Raw genomic sequence first — 14,096 nt, 5'->3', positions numbered from 1 at the left:
CACACTACCGATCGGGCATTGGGCGTGATTCAGCCGTCGAAGGGAGCACGGTCCGGGCGACACACGGTTCCGCGTGCGGGGAGCGTGCCCGAGCTGAGGTAGGCATTCAGTGCGGCATCGATGCAGCGGCTCTTGCCGCGCGCGCCGTGCCCGAAATCGTCCAGGGCCAGCAACCGGGCCTTGCCCAGCAGCCGCGCGGTCCGCTCCGCGCCCGCATACGGGGTCTCCGGATCACCCTTGCGGTCGGCGAGCAACAGGATGGGCGCCGTGCTGCGATTCCACGGACCGGGGTAACGGTCGGCATCGGCCACATCCCAGGTGGCGCACGGCAAGGTCTTGTAGGTGTCGTAGGAACCGAACCCGCGCGCCTGCCGGTCCGCCGCGGCTGCGTAGCGCGGCCACACATCCGGATCGCGCGGATTGGCCGCATCGGCGCACAGGGTCGCGCCGCCGCCGAGCATCGAGTCCGCGGGCGTCGGCACGCCTGCCCGGGCGGTGCTCCGCTCCGGCAGCGGATGTTCGAGCGCGGCCAGGAATCCGGCGAGCCCGGGGGAGTTCGCCGAATCGGTGAGCGCTTCGTGCACCCGCGCGATCGCGTCCTGGTAGCGCACCCGTTGTGGCGCGCCGGTTTCCGGATCGGTGATGGTCACCGGACCGGTCTCGAGCCGGTCCAGGATGCGGTCGTAGCGGGCCCGCAGGTCACCACCGCGGAATGCGCAACGGGTGTCCGCGGCGCAGGCGGTGAAGAAGGAATCGAGCGCGCGTTCGGCGTCCCGATACCCGCCGAGCCGGGTGCTCATCGGAATCCGCGCCTGAGCGGGGCGATAGCCGCTGGTCCAATTCACCGGATCGTCCACGGCGTCCAGGGCGAGCGCACCGGCGCGGTTCGGGAACAGGTTGGCGTACACCTCGCCGAGGTAGGTGCCGTACGACAGGCCGTAGTAGCGCAGTTTCGGCTCGCCGATCGCCGCGCGCAACCGGTCCAGATCGCGAGCGGTGTTCGCGGTGGACAGATGCTTGCCCAGGGGACCGGCATTGCGCTCGCACAGGCCGGTCAGCCGTGCGACCGCCGCCTTGTGCCGCGCGCGTTCGGTTGTGGTGCGCGGAAAATCCCCGATGACTCCGGCGAACTCCTCGGCCTGGCGCGGATCCGTGAAGCAGCGCAGCGGGGTACTGGCGCCGACCCCGCGCGGGTCGAAGCCGACGATGTCGAAGCGCTGATGCAGCTCGGGAGTCAGTGCCGGGGCGAACCGGCCGGGGTTGCCCGGACCTCCCGGATTGGCGAACACGGTGCCGAGCTTGTGCTTCTGGTCCACGGCGGGCAGCAGGCCGACGGCGAGGGAGAGGCGCGGTCCGTCCGGATCCCGGTAGGACAACGGCACCGGGACGCGCGCACACTGGTATCCGGCGGGGGAACCGGATTCGCAGCGGCCCCAGTCGATGCCGCCGGGCGCGGCCTTGGCGGGCGGGACGAGGGTGGCGAGGCCGAGGGCGCTCGCGGCGAGCGCCGTTCCGGCGCGCAGGGCGAAGCTGGTCACCGGCTCAGCCTGCCGGGACGCCGGGCGGATGTCGCTGTGGTTCTCCCCCGGATTCGCGGTGGTGCGCACCCCCCGCCGCACTCCGAGTGGTAGGAGAACCACTCGGAGTCGGGACCTCACACCATGGGACCCGGTTTTCGCGACACCGAGCGTCTGGGGTGTACCGGATGCGCGGTGGGTGCGATGACCGCCACGATGACAAGGACGAGGGTCGGGAAGACCACCACGGTCCGCGTTCTGGCCACCCTGCTCGCCCCGGACAGCGCACGCGCCCTGGTCACCGGGCACGATGTGGCCCGCGAACCGAAGCTGGTACGCCGCCGGATCGGGCTGCACCTCGAGGACGGTATCGACGGCATCGCAGCGGTTTCCGGGGCACGGGCGGCCGCGGGGATCCCGGTGATCGATTTCGCGGTTCGCCGCCCGACGCTCGGCGACGTGTTCTCGGAACTGACCGAGCACTAGGCTGGACACCATGGTGCGCATGATCGAACCACCGGCCGAACCGGCGATGACCAACGCCGATCCCTTCGGACTTCTCGTGGAATACCTCGACTTCTACCACGAGGCGGTGCTCCGCAAGTTCGATGTAATGCCCGAATCCGAGGCCCGGCGTGGCAGGCTGCCCTCCGGGTGGGCCCCGATCGAACTGCTCAAGCACCTGATCCACATGGAATGGCGCTGGACCGAGTGGCGATTCCTGGGGACACCGGCGGAAAACCCGTGGCCGGAGAACGGGCCGGACGGGAACTGGCAGGTTCCCGAGGAGGAATCGCTCGACTCGCTGCTGGCCGAGCTCCGCATGCGCTGGGCCCGCACCAGGGAAATCATCGCCGCGACCGCGCCGGAGGAGATCGCGGCCCGTGGTGGCGGATTCGGGCCGGAGGATCCGCGCCCGACCCTGGTGTGGACACTGTTCCACATGCTGCAGGAATACGTCCGGCACGTCGGCCACCTGGACATCGCCCGCGAACTCATCGACGAGACGATCGGGGAGTAGCCAGCTCAGCTCGACGAGACGATCGGATTCTGGCTAGCTCAGCCATTCCTTGGCGAGTGCCGTGGCGGCCTCGGTCAGCAGCGGGGCCGCCTCGGCGATGCAGCGGGCCGGATCCGGTTCGATCGCGGTGAGCGGGTAGGCCGCCGCGATTCCCGCGGTGTGCAGGGTTTCCTGGTCGAGCAGGCTGCGCCCGGCCACCGCCACCACCGGGATTCCGGCGGCCCGGGCGCGGGTGGCCACCCCGGAGGGAACCTTGCCGTACAGCGTCTGCTCGTCCAGCGAACCCTCTCCGGTCACCACCAGCCGTGCCCCGGCCAGTGCCGCGTCGAAGCCGAGCAGTTCGGCCAGCACGTCGAATCCGGCACGCATCCGCGCACCGAGCAGGGCGAGTGCCGCGAATCCGACCCCGCCCGCCGCTCCGGCGCCCGGCGCGTCCACCCAGTCGGGCCCGGCCAGTTCGGCGAACCGGCGCAGCCCGGCCTCGAGCACCGGAATGTCCTCGGGTTCGGCGCCTTTCTGCGGGCCGTACACCGTGGCGGCACCTTGTTCACCGAGCAGCGGATTGCCCACATCGCTGGCGAGGACGAACTCCGTCGCGGACAGCCGGGTGTCCATTTCGGACAGATCGATCCGGTCGAGCTCGCGCAGCGCGCCACCGCCCGGGGCCAGGGTGGTACCGGAACTGTCCAGCAGCCGGGCGCCGAGCGCGGTGATCATGCCCGCCCCGCCGTCGGTGTTCGCGCTGCCGCCGATCCCGAGCACGATCCGCCGCGCCCCGGAGTCCAGGGCCGCGGCGATCAGTTCCCCGGCACCCGCGCTGGTGGCGGACAGCGCGGCCAGGTGCCCGCCGGGGAGCCGGCGCAGCCCGGAGGCCTCGGCCAGTTCCACGACCGCCGTGTCTTGGGAAACGGCGTACTCCGCGAGAACCGGTTCACCCGTCGGACCCTGCACGGTGACCTCGACTCGCTCGAATCCGGCGGCGACCGCCGCGGCCACCGTGCCGTCCCCGCCATCGGCGAGGGGCAGACAGCGTTGCGGGACGGCGGGAGCGGCCGAACCGATCCCCTCGGCGACCGCGCTCGCCACTTCGGCCGCGGTCAGCGAGCCCTTGAACTTGTCCGGGGCGATCAGTACATGCGCGGACGAGAGGGTGTGGTCGATCTCCACCGGTATCGTCTCCTCCCGGATGTCCGTGGGCCGGAATCACCCTACAGGCTGTCTCGGTCAGCGGAACAGCGCTTCCACGCCGTTGACCCCGAAGTAGACGGCGAAGATCACCGCGAGCACGGTCAGCAGCCAGCCCGTTTCCCGCCATTTTCCTTTGCAGACCTTGATGAGCACGAACGCGATGAGCCCGGCCCCGACTCCGTTGGTGATCGAGTAGGTGAACGGGATGATGGCGATCGTCAGGAATACCGGGATGACGTAATCCGATTCGTGCCACGGGATGTTGCGGCACTGGGCCATCATCATGGCGCCGATGACCACGAGTGCGGGTGCGGCCGCCTCGGCGGGGACGACGCTGGCCAGCGGGGTGAAGGCCAGTGTCGCGGCGAACAGCAGCCCGGTGACCACGCTGGCCAGCCCGGTGCGCGCGCCCTCGCCGACACCCGCCGCCGATTCCAGGAACACCGTGTTCGGGGAGGCTCCGGTGGCCCCGCCGACGACGGCCCCGACCCCGTCCACGAACAGGATCCGGTTCATCCGCGGGATTCTGCCGTCCCTGGCCAGGCCTGCCTCATCGGAGACGCTGGTGATCGTGCCCATCGCATCGAAGAAGCCGGACAGTACGAGGGTGAACAAGAAGACCGTGGCCGCGATCGGCCCGGCGGTGACGAACCCGCCGAACAGATCGATATGGCCGAGTAGGCTGAAATCCGGTGCCGAGACCAGGCTGCCCGGCACCTTCGGGGACACCAGCTGCCACCCGGAAACGTGGAACACCTCGTTGAGCACGATCGCCAGGATCGTGGCCGCCACGATGCTGATCAGGATCGCCCCGGGCACCTTGCGCGCGGTGAGCACGATCATCAGCAGCAGCCCGAAGCAGAACACCGCCATCGGCCAGCCGACGAGATGCCCGTTGATGCCGAGCCGGACCGGGACGGTGGACTGCGCCGAATCCGGGGTCCTGGTCACGAAACCGGCGCTCACCAGTCCGACGAGCGCGATATAGAGGCCGATGCCGACGGTCAGCGCGGTCTTGAGCGGTTTCGGGATGGCGTTCATGATCCGCTCGCGCAGCCCGCTGAGGACCATGGCCACGATGCAGACGCCTTCCAGGATCACCAGTCCGAAGGCCTGCGGCCAGGTCATGGCCGGTGCCATCTGGAAGGCGACGACCCCGTTCACCCCGAGCCCGGCGGCCAGCGCGAGCGGCGCGTTCCCGACCAGTCCCATGAGGATGGTCACCACGGCGGCGGAGAGCGCGGTCGCGGTGGTGAGCTCGCCGGTGCTCAACCGGGCGCCGGTGATGTCCGCCGAAGCACCGAGAATGAGCGGATTGAGCAGTACGATGTAGACGATCGCCACGAAGGTCGTCACGCCGCCGCGGATTTCCCTGCCGACGGTGGTTCCCCGGCCCCGGATCTCGAAAATCCGCTCGAACAATGGGGTTCGCGGTGGTGGTGGGCTACCGAGACGGAGCTCGGATTCGGTTCGCGTCATGCGTCCTTCCCCTTGCCGGTGGGCGTATCGCACCGAGCCCGCGCCATTGCGGCGCGGGATGCGCGGGACGAATTCGGTTTTTGTTGCCTACCAACACAGTTGTGGTGCTCCGGTCAGCACCCTCGGGTGGTCAGTATTCGATTCGCTCGGAATGGTTCAGCCAGGCGGAGAACGGTGTGAAACCATCCACTGTGGACACCTTTTGCACCGGGACATCCCAGCTGCTGCGGGGTTTCTCGAACAGTTCGTAGAAGGCGCGGTCGTCGAAACCGGCCCGGGCCGCGTCTTCCCGGTCCCCGGCGTAGAGCACCCGGTCCACCCTGGCCCACAGTGCGGTGGTCAGGCACATCGGGCAGGGCTCACAGGAGGAGACCAGCACGCAGCCGGCGAGGGTGAAGCTGCCGAGTTCCGCGCAGGCGGCCCGGATCGCGGTGACCTCGGCGTGCGCGCTCGGGTCCAGGTTCGCGGTGACCCGGTTGGTGCCGATGGCGATGACCCGCTCGGAGTCCGCGATCAGCGCCCCGAACGGGCCGCCGCCGTTCTCGACGCTTTCGGTGGCGAGCCGGATCGTCTCGCCGAGCCATTCGGTTTCCCGGTTGATATCGGTAAGCATGGATCGGTTCCTCACGGTTGAGAATGTGCTCGGGTTTGCTCGGGACTTCGATCTCCGGATCGAGCGGAAAGATCTGCCGACGGTTGAATTCCCCCGAGCAGCTGCGTGACCCGGTTGAGATTCACGAGGGCTTCCGGGGGCTCGGCTTTCACCGCGAGCGCCTCGGCGAGTGTTCCCGGCCGGATAAGGTCCATTGTGGACACTCTTCAGGATTCCGTGCGCCGCACGGTGCCCTCGATGAGCCCGTACGGCCGGTCGCTCGCGTAGAACACCTCGCCGGGATTGTCCAGTCCGAAGGGGCTCAGGTCGGCGAGGAAATGGTGCTTGTTCGGCAGCGAGAGCCGGATCTCGGTGATCTCCTCGATGCCGGTGAGCACCCGCTCGCCCATCGCGTAGAGGGTCTGTTGCAGGGAAAGGCTGTAGGTGCCGGCGAACGCGGCGAGCAGGTCCGCACGCGCCCGTTCGTAGCACCCGTTCCAGTCGATCGGTGTTCCCGCCGCGTAATCCCATTCCGCGGTCACCGCGGTGGCCAGGATCCGGTCCTTGGTCTCGGCGAGGGTGGTGTAGCGATCCTTGACGAAACCCCAGAACTCCGAATCGGTCGTGTTCAGCACGGTCAGATCGGTGATCCCGGCGGAGACCCGCGCACGCTCGCCGTCGTAGTGCACCACCGCCCGCCGGGTACCCGAACCTGAGCGGGTGAACGAATGCGGGCCGGGTTCCCCGTCCGCGCCGATCCGCGACCACGGGTACTGCTCGATGCTCACATGCGCCTGGTGAATGCTCGGCTGGCTGTCCACGAAATGCCGTGCCAGCCGGGTGCCGAACTCCTCGACGGGACCGATTCCCTCGCGGGCGAAGGCGTGCACCGTGTTCTTCTGCGCGTCGGTGGTGAGCACCTTGTCGTTCGCGCCCGTCAGGTGGGTGTCGGCGAGATCCCCGGAAAGGGCGACGCTGACGTTGAGGTCGGTGATCTCGTGCCGTGCGCCGTCCCGGTCCACGCGCACGACCCGGACCTCGGATTTGCCGTACTGGTTAGCGCCGAGCTCAATCATGGTGTCTTCTCTCCTGTGTCGGTCGGTCAGCTGCCCAGATAGGTCGAGTACCCGAACGGGCTCAGCAGCAGGGGAATGTGGTGGTGTCGCTCGGCCTCGTGCACCTGGAAGACCACGGTCGCGACGGGGTAGAAGGCGCCATCGCCCAGATACTCGCCGGTCTCGAACACCAGCCGGTGGGTTCCCGATCTGGTCGGCCAGCCGGTGATCCGGCCGTCGGCCCCGGTGCGGTCCTCGGCGAGCGTCGTCCAGGAATCCCAGGAATCCTCCGCGCCGTACTGCAGGCGCACCAGCAATCCGGGTGCGGGCCGCCCCTGCGCGGTGTCGAGTACGTGCGTCGACAGGCTCATGCCTCGCCTCCTCGCCCGGTGCGCTCCTCGCTCGCCCGGGCTCGCTGCGATGCTCCCGGGCTCGTCGTCTTCGGGGTCATCCCAGCCACCTCCGTAGTCGCAGTGCCACGATCTTGCCCAGTTCCCGGCGCACCACGCGGCGTTCGGTTTCCTCGTCGTTGGTGAGCCGGTCGCGCAGTTCGGCGAGGATGTCCGCGGCGCCACGGCCGTCCGCGTAGCTGAGGAATACCCGGTCGAAGACCCGTTCGTACTGCGCGTTGGCTTCGGCGAGTTCCGCGCGGATCGCGGCGTCCGAGCCGAGCGCGGACTGCTCGGCCCGGGAGGAGGCCGCTTCCACGCCCTCGCCGCGTGGCCGGTCGCCGAGCCGGGGGTGCGCCGCGAGGGCGAGTTCGATCTGCGCCCAGTCCAGGTTCGCGAACGCTTCCTCGGAGGCGTGCAGTGCCGCGTCCGGGGTGGCGTAGGGCCAGGCGGTCAGCATCGCCGCCACCCAGTCGGGCGCGGCGCAGCAGGCCCGCAGTCGCTCGGTGATCACTTCGGGTGGCGGATCGTGCCGGGTGTCCGGATTCGGACCTCTCGTGCTGTGCATCGCGTGCCTGTCACCTCTCGCTGTTCGCCTCGTTGCGTGGCACGGTGAGTGAGCTCGACAAGCAGTACACACCCGGTCGGCAGAGCACGGCCAGCGGAGGAAGTGACGAAAACGGACGTATCCGTGTGTGGGGATTTCATGTTTTCCTCCAAACGAGGGTCGATGAGGTGACGGAGGTACGGTGCGACTGGACACGCTGCTCACCGTGGAGCAACTCGGGCTGCGGCTCCTGGTCGGTGCGGACAAGCTGGACCGGAGCTTCCACCGGGTTTTCACCGCGACACTGCGCGATCCGCGCCGTTACCTGTCCGGGGGCGAGCTCGTGCTCAGCGGCATGGAATGGTGGCACACCCCGGCCGATTCGGATGCGTTCGTCGCCGTGCTCGCCGAAGCCGAGGTCACCGCGCTCGGTGCCGGGACCGCGGAATGGGGCGGCGGACCGGTCCCCGAACACGTCCTCCATGCCTGCCGCAAGCACGGGGTTCCGCTGATCGAGGTTCCGGTGACGGTCTCCTTCGCCACCGTCAGTGAACGGGTCATCCTGTGGCTCGCCGCCGAGCGCGCCGAGAGCACCCCTTACTCCGGTGCGTTCCTGGACAGCTACCGGCGGTTGGTCGCCGTGCTCGGCGAGGGCGGCGGGCTCGGGGCGTTGACCGAGGCGGGCGCGGCCGAACTCGGTGCGGCCTGTGCGGTGTTCGGATCCTCGGGGCGCCGGATCGCCGGTTCCGGGCCGGATACTGTGGACGGGGCGTGGCTGGCCGGGGAATTCCTGCGCGCCGAGCGATTACCCACCCGAGTCGACACCGAATCCGGCCCGGTCACGCTGTTCGACGCGGCCGCTCGCTCGGGCGGGCGGCTGACGAGCTGGTTCCTCGCCATCACCGGCGACCACGAACGGTGGTCGGGCGAACATCGAGGGCTCGCCACCGAACTCGCCACCCTGATCGGCCTCGAACACGCCCGGCTCGACGAGCGGCGCAGGCTCGCGGACACCGAGGCCGGTCCGCTGTTCACCGCGATACTCGAGCGCGACAGCCCGGCCGAGGAGGTCACCGCGCGGCTGCATCAGGCGGGGCTCGCCGCCACCGAACCCGTGTGTGTGCTGCTCGCCCGCCTGCGCGGTGGTGCTCCGGGGCTCGCCTTCGCCGCGCTGGCCGAACTGCTCGCCTCGCACGGTGACCGGGTGCGGATCGGGGAACACGGTGATGAGGTGCTCGGTCTCGCCCCGGTTCCCGCCGCCGATCTGGATGCCGCGGGCGTCGTGTTCGAGGCGGTCAAGCAGGCCACCCGGATCCTCGAACCGGCGCTCGGATCCGCGCGGCTGGCGATCGGTGCCACGTTCGCGCCCGAAGCCGCCCGGGTCGGTGCCGCCGTGCAGGAGGCCACCCAGCTGCGCGAGCTCGCCGAACTATCCCCGGGACGCGCGAGCGTCATCGCCGGGGCCGATCTCGCCTCGCACCGGCTGCTGTTCGCCGCCATTCCCGACCGGTTGCGCCGGACTTTCCGGGCCCGGGTGCTCGGACCGCTGCTCGACTACGACGCCGAGCACAATTCCGGTCTGGTGCACACCTTGCGGGCTTTCCTGCGCAATTCGGGTTCCTGGACCCAGACCTCGGCAGAATTGCATGTGCACGTGAACACTTTGCGCTATCGGATCGGTCGGGTCGCCGAACTGACGGGGCGTGATCTCGCGGTTTTTTCGGACCGGGTGGATCTTTATCTGGCCCTGGACAGTTGGGAACGAGAATAGCCGAAGGCCGGTATCGGGTGGCGTGAATTCGGGGCGTCCGTGGTCCCGAAAGATCTCCACCGATCGCTCACCGATCCGCGCGCCGATGCAGCAATCGAGGAGACCGTGCGCCGGGAGCTCGAGGAAGAACTGTTCGCGCGCACCGACGTGGACGACACGCTCGGCGAGACACGTGCGGCCGACCCATGTACCCGAGCTGGCTGTCCGCGCCGATGCGGTGTCCGACCGAGCACGGCGCCCTGCGCATGAAAGCTACTGGCTTCGGGACCGACTTCGTCAGCGGAACCACGAGTTCGCCACCTTCGCCGTAGGTGACGATCCGCAATTCTGGGCCCGTACGAGGCCGCGTTTGTTGATTCCGGCAGGGCTGCTATGAAGGCATGGAAGGTCGATTCGGTCCGCTCGGACTCATGTCCGACCCGCCGCTGCTGTCCATCCCCTGTTACCTTGGCGCCGCGATCAGGAAACCGCGGCGGGCGTCTATGAGATCCGTGACGAGGGCCGGTTGTCGACGTTCCTGCCCCATCAAGATGTCGTGGAGCCGGGTTCCTAGTTGTCGTCCACGATGCCCGCAGCGCACGCAGTTGGCTTCGACCTGAGTGGTTGCGGGGTTTCAGGTACTCGGTTCCTGAGACCCACAGATCAGGGCTCGGTGGGCAGAGGTCACCCCATCCGAACGGCACGCAAGCCGAACCAGCCGACATCTACGAGGCCCAGGACCCAAGCGATTCCGATGGACCACTTGACCTCTACATCTCGGTAGTGTCGGACGCCTTCACCCGGATCGATGAAGTGGCCGAGTATCCCGGATCCGGCGCGGCCTTATCATCGTGGCCATGACCTACATCAACGCGGGAACGCTGGGTGTCGTCGCCGGTGGACGGGACCAGCTCGTATCAATCCTCACTGCGCGCAGCGACCTGCTTCGTGATCTCGGTTGCCTCGTTTACGAGGTCGGCGTCAATGAGGAGCAGCCCAACACGGTCTTCGTTGTAGAGATGTGGACAGACGCCGCCGCGCACCAGGCATCGTTGAAGCACCCGGACGTGCTGGCAACCATCGCTTCGGCCAAGTCTCTACTCGACGGCGAATTCGGGGGGTTTCGGTTCGACGTGGTGGGCTCACCATTACGTGACTAGCGCATCGCTTCTTATGTGCGTAACCAGGTGATGACCGCAAGGATCGTGGCTGCGGCCCGGTAGGTGATGGCGAGCTTGTCGTAGTGAGTGGCCAGTCGGCGCCACGGTATGGTCTGTTGCAAGATCACTCGACAAGGTTGCGGCTCTTGTGGGGCACCGGCATTGAACGCAGGTGATCGTCCGCCAGCATGGCTGCGCAGCGTTGTTCCAATTTCCCCAGTGTTCATACATCTATACTATAAGAGTTTGATGTGATCTCCGGGAATTAATCGAGAATCGTCTGAACGGAGTATGCTCGGCATTCGTGGATTCGGCATCCGGGAGGTAGCAATGGCCGGTCAAAGCGAACCGATCAGGGTGTCCCGGGAGATCAAGGTGGCGGCCGCCGATATCTTCCGGTTGCTCACTGCCCCTGCGCGGCATGTCGAACTCGACGGATCAGGCATGGTCCGCGGTACGAGCTCGACGGAACCGGTCACCGGTGTCGGAGATGTCTTCGTGATGCGCATGTACTTCGATCCACTGGGCCACTACGAAATGATCAATCACGTCGTCGAGTACGAACCCGATCGTCGTATCGGTTGGGAACCCGAACCGGGGAATGGTCACCCAGGCTCGGGTGGTGCGCGTCCGGGCCAGCGGTGGAGCTTCGAACTGACCGCCACGGGCGCGAAAACGACAATGGTGACCGAGATCTACGACTGTCGTGGTGTCAGCGGAGAACTACGCGAACAGATCGGCGATGGCAGCCTGTGGGTGGGGAGCATGGAGCGCACACTTGCCCGGCTCGATGAACTCTGCACTGCCGCTGCCGACCGAAAAATTCCCTAAATCTCCTTACCGGCCAGGAGATAAACCTGTCGGCTCTGTTCGGCGAACGCGCCCTCCCGGTCGGGCTCACGCACCGTTTCCGCCAGCATCCGAAACCCGCACCCCCGCAACGACTCGGCCACATCCCGAGCCGTGCGGCGGTGGAAATCCAGGCGCACCCGGTGTCTTCCGGCCGTTTCGAGGTGTACCGCGCCGGTTCCCTCCTGGAAGGCGAGCTGCAGCAGTCCGTCCGGGGTGAGCACCCGGTAGAATTCGGTGAACACGGTGCCGAGCAGCTCGTCGGGGATGTGGATGATCGAGTACCAGGCGAGGATCCCGCCCAACGCGGAATCGGGCAGGGTGAGCGTGTGCATGGAGCCTTCGGTGAAGCTGAGCCCCGGATAGGACCGGCGGGCGAGGTTGAGCATTCCGGGGGAGAGGTCGATCCCGGACACGGACAGTCCCAGATCGCGCAGGAACGCGGTGATCCGGCCGGTTCCGCAACCGATATCGGCGACCGGGCCGCGTTCGCGCACGAGTTCGGCGAACGCGGTGAGCAGTGCGCGGTCGAGTGGTTTGGCCGCGAGCTCGGCGGCGATCCACTCGGCGAAGTCCTCGGCGCCGCGGTCGTAGGAGTCGCGGGTATGCGTCAGGAACTCAGTCACCGGCGCGCCTGCGTTCCCGGGCACGGCGTTTGCCTTCGTGCATGGCCTGTACCCGGGCAACGGGGATGGCGCGGCCTTCCTCGATGAGCGCGGCCTGAAGTGGGGCCGGTTCGGCGAAACCGTCCCGCCACGGCGCCCGCCCCGCGGTTGCGGATACGGCGGTGTGCACGGTGAACTCGCCGGGGATGATCCGGTCCAGCTCGGCCCAGTCGAGCGGGAAGGACACCGGGACACCGGGCCGGGCGCGCGGGCTGTACGCGGCGGCCACGGTCGCGGAGCCGGACCGGGTCGAGTCGAGGAAGACCTTGTTGCCCCGGTCCTCCCGGATGAACGCGGTCGTGACGAGTGCGGGATCGAGCCGTTCGGCGCGGGCGGCGAGTGCACGGGTGGCCGCGGCGGCCTGTTCGTGATCGGCGTCCCGGATGGGCGCGAACACGTGCACGCCCTTCGCCCCGCTCGTCTTCACCGAACCGGTGAGCCCGGCATCGGCGAGCGCATCCCGGACGAGGAAGGCGGCGGCCACCGCGAGGCGGAACTCCGTCACCTCCGGCGGGTCGATGTCCAGCACCAGGTGGGTCGGCCGCTCCCACGCGTCGTGCCGCACCAGGGTGGGGTGGTACTCGACGGCGCGCTGGTTCGCGAACCACAGCAGCGTCGGGCGGTCCTCGCACAGCGCGTAGCGCACCTGGCGATGCGAGGTCTGGGCCCACATCCCGACCGAGCGCACCCAGGAGGGGACGTATTTGGGCAGGTTCTTCTGCATGAATGCGGCTTGTCCGCGCAGTACCCGGATGACCGAGAGCGGGCGCCCGGCGAGTTCGGGGACGAACAGCCCGGACATCGCGTCGAGATAGTCGAGGAGGTCGCGTTTGGTGGCGTTCGCCTCGGCGAAGAGCGGCTCGTCCAGATTGGTCAGCCGCACACCCTCACGCTGCTCGCCGGTCATGGTGTTCAGCGTTCACGAACCGGGCGAACCGGTCAACTCCCATTCGGCGAAGGATTCCCAGGCCAGCAGCCCGCACGGGGCGGTGAAGGCGTGCTCGGCACCGGTGATCGGATCGGTGAACCGCAGGGTCTTCGCGAGCAGTTGCAGCGGCTTGCTGAAGTCCTCGAGGGGTTTCTCGGTCAACTCCGGGTAGAACGGATCACCGAGGATGGGCACCCCGAGTTCGTGCATGTGCAGCCGCAGCTGGTGGGTGCGGCCGGTGGCGGGCTCCAGCCGGTACCGCCCCAATCCGTCGCGCGATTCGACCAGTTCGATCCGCGATTCGCTGTTCGGCGGGCCGTCCTCGGTGAACGCGGCGATGGTGCCACGCTCCTTGACGATGCGGCTGCGCACCGTGCGCGCCGCGGCGAGGGCGGGATCGGCCGGGGCGATCGCCTCGTAGACCTTGCGCACCTTACGGTCGCGGAACAGGGTCTGATAAGCCCCGCGGTGCGCGCGCTCGATGACGAACAGCACCAGCCCCGCGGTGGCCCGGTCCAGCCGGTGCGCCGGGCTCAGTTCGGGAAGGCCGTGCTTCTCGCGCAGCCGCACGAGCGCGGTCTGGCGCACGTGTTTCCCGCGCGGAATGGTGGCGAGGAAATGCGGTTTGTGCACCACGAGAATGCGCTCGTCCCGGTACACCACCGGAATGTCGAAGGGCACGTGCGGTTCCTCGGGCAGATCGCGGTGAAACCACAGGTGCAGGCCAGGGGTGTACGGGGTGTCCTCGCCGATCGGTCCGTCGAGGCCGACGAACTCGCCCGCGCGCAGCTTCTCGTCGATACGGGCGCCGCTGACCCTGGGCAGCCGCTCGTGCAGGTGCTCGCGGATGGTGCTCCAGTGTCCATCGGGCAGCTGGATGCGCACCGGGTCGAGCCCGGCGCGCTGAGCGAGCGGCGATCGGAGTTTGCGGCGCATAACCCGTGCAGCATAACCTT

15 protein-coding genes are annotated in these 14,096 nt (G+C 68.2%); 5 read left to right on the top strand and 10 right to left on the bottom strand.

Annotation, left to right across the window (positions count from 1 at the left end; genetic code table 11):
• Nucleotides 1-29: 29 nt before the first annotated feature.
• Nucleotides 30-1,538, bottom strand: coding sequence for an alpha/beta hydrolase (locus A37U_RS0120540; RefSeq protein ID WP_026197427.1), 1,509 nt, complete (start codon nt 1,536-1,538; stop codon nt 30-32).
• Between the two features lie 183 nt (nt 1,539-1,721).
• Between A37U_RS0120540 and A37U_RS54920 the strand changes: the two genes are divergently transcribed.
• Complete coding sequence (locus A37U_RS54920; RefSeq protein ID WP_040588035.1) at nt 1,722-2,003, top strand: hypothetical protein; 282 nt, start codon at nt 1,722-1,724, stop codon at nt 2,001-2,003.
• Nucleotides 2,004-2,022: 19 nt separating this feature from the next.
• On the top strand, nt 2,023-2,538 hold the full coding sequence (locus A37U_RS0120530; protein ID WP_240437619.1) for a mycothiol transferase: 516 nt from the start codon (nt 2,023-2,025) through the stop codon (nt 2,536-2,538).
• A 33-nt stretch (nt 2,539-2,571) separates the two neighbouring features.
• Here the strand turns inward: A37U_RS0120530 and A37U_RS0120525 are convergent, their stop codons facing one another.
• The 6 genes from A37U_RS0120525 to uraD form a co-directional block, all read right to left on the bottom strand.
• The gene (locus A37U_RS0120525) at nt 2,572-3,705 is read right to left on the bottom strand and encodes a glycerate kinase (protein WP_020498551.1); all 1,134 of its coding nucleotides are present in this window, start codon (nt 3,703-3,705) and stop codon (nt 2,572-2,574) included.
• Nucleotides 3,706-3,762: 57 nt separating this feature from the next.
• The gene (locus A37U_RS0120520; RefSeq protein ID WP_026197426.1) at nt 3,763-5,205 is read right to left on the bottom strand and encodes an NCS2 family permease; all 1,443 of its coding nucleotides are present in this window, start codon (nt 5,203-5,205) and stop codon (nt 3,763-3,765) included.
• Between the two features lie 130 nt (nt 5,206-5,335).
• Nucleotides 5,336-5,818 carry a nucleoside deaminase gene (locus A37U_RS0120515; RefSeq protein ID WP_020498549.1) on the bottom strand — a complete coding sequence of 161 codons (483 nt, stop codon included), beginning with the start codon at nt 5,816-5,818 and terminating at the stop codon, nt 5,336-5,338.
• A gap of 206 nt (nt 5,819-6,024) precedes the next feature.
• Entirely contained in the window at nt 6,025-6,873 is an 849-nt protein-coding gene (pucL, locus tag A37U_RS0120510; RefSeq protein ID WP_020498548.1) for a factor-independent urate hydroxylase, read from the bottom strand.
• A 26-nt stretch (nt 6,874-6,899) separates the two neighbouring features.
• Nucleotides 6,900-7,223 carry a hydroxyisourate hydrolase gene (gene uraH / locus A37U_RS0120505; RefSeq protein WP_020498547.1) on the bottom strand — a complete coding sequence of 108 codons (324 nt, stop codon included), beginning with the start codon at nt 7,221-7,223 and terminating at the stop codon, nt 6,900-6,902.
• Between the two features lie 76 nt (nt 7,224-7,299).
• Nucleotides 7,300-7,809 (bottom strand): 2-oxo-4-hydroxy-4-carboxy-5-ureidoimidazoline decarboxylase, encoded by a 510-nt coding sequence (gene uraD, locus A37U_RS0120500; protein ID WP_020498546.1) that lies wholly within the window; start codon nt 7,807-7,809, stop codon nt 7,300-7,302.
• 181 nt (nt 7,810-7,990) lie between these two features.
• Here uraD and A37U_RS0120495 point away from each other — a divergent pair, with 181 nt between their 5' ends.
• The 3 genes from A37U_RS0120495 (at nt 7,991) to A37U_RS54915 (ending at nt 11,529) form a co-directional block, all read left to right on the top strand.
• Nucleotides 7,991-9,559 carry a PucR family transcriptional regulator gene (locus A37U_RS0120495; protein ID WP_020498545.1) on the top strand — a complete coding sequence of 523 codons (1,569 nt, stop codon included), beginning with the start codon at nt 7,991-7,993 and terminating at the stop codon, nt 9,557-9,559.
• Between the two features lie 836 nt (nt 9,560-10,395).
• Entirely contained in the window at nt 10,396-10,698 is a 303-nt protein-coding gene (locus A37U_RS0120485; protein WP_026197424.1) for a putative quinol monooxygenase, read from the top strand.
• 498 nt (nt 10,699-11,196) lie between these two features.
• A complete protein-coding gene (locus A37U_RS54915) occupies nt 11,197-11,529 on the top strand; it encodes an SRPBCC family protein (protein WP_157182906.1) in 333 nt (110 codons plus the stop codon).
• On the opposite strand, the gene A37U_RS0120475 is transcribed toward A37U_RS54915, so the two are convergent.
• Genes A37U_RS0120475 through A37U_RS0120465 form a run of 3 tightly spaced genes read right to left on the bottom strand, consistent with a single transcriptional unit; the run spans nt 11,526 to nt 14,076 of the window.
• Nucleotides 11,526-12,173, bottom strand: coding sequence for a class I SAM-dependent DNA methyltransferase (locus A37U_RS0120475; protein ID WP_020498541.1), 648 nt, complete (start codon nt 12,171-12,173; stop codon nt 11,526-11,528). The genes A37U_RS54915 and A37U_RS0120475 overlap by 4 nt on opposite strands.
• Nucleotides 12,166-13,119: a DNA polymerase domain-containing protein gene (locus tag A37U_RS0120470; RefSeq protein ID WP_020498540.1), complete on the bottom strand. Its 954-nt coding sequence runs from the start codon at nt 13,117-13,119 to the stop codon at nt 12,166-12,168. The genes A37U_RS0120475 and A37U_RS0120470 overlap by 8 nt, the downstream gene beginning before the upstream one ends.
• Before the next feature lie 12 nt (nt 13,120-13,131).
• Nucleotides 13,132-14,076: a pseudouridine synthase gene (locus A37U_RS0120465; protein ID WP_020498539.1), complete on the bottom strand. Its 945-nt coding sequence runs from the start codon at nt 14,074-14,076 to the stop codon at nt 13,132-13,134.
• Nucleotides 14,077-14,096 lie beyond the last annotated feature (20 nt).

The sequence above is a fragment of the Sciscionella marina DSM 45152 genome, from assembly GCF_000379465.1.
In the GTDB taxonomy this organism is placed as follows: Bacteria; Actinomycetota; Actinomycetes; order Mycobacteriales; family Pseudonocardiaceae; genus Sciscionella; species Sciscionella marina.
This window is presented reverse-complemented; position numbering and strand designations above follow the sequence as displayed.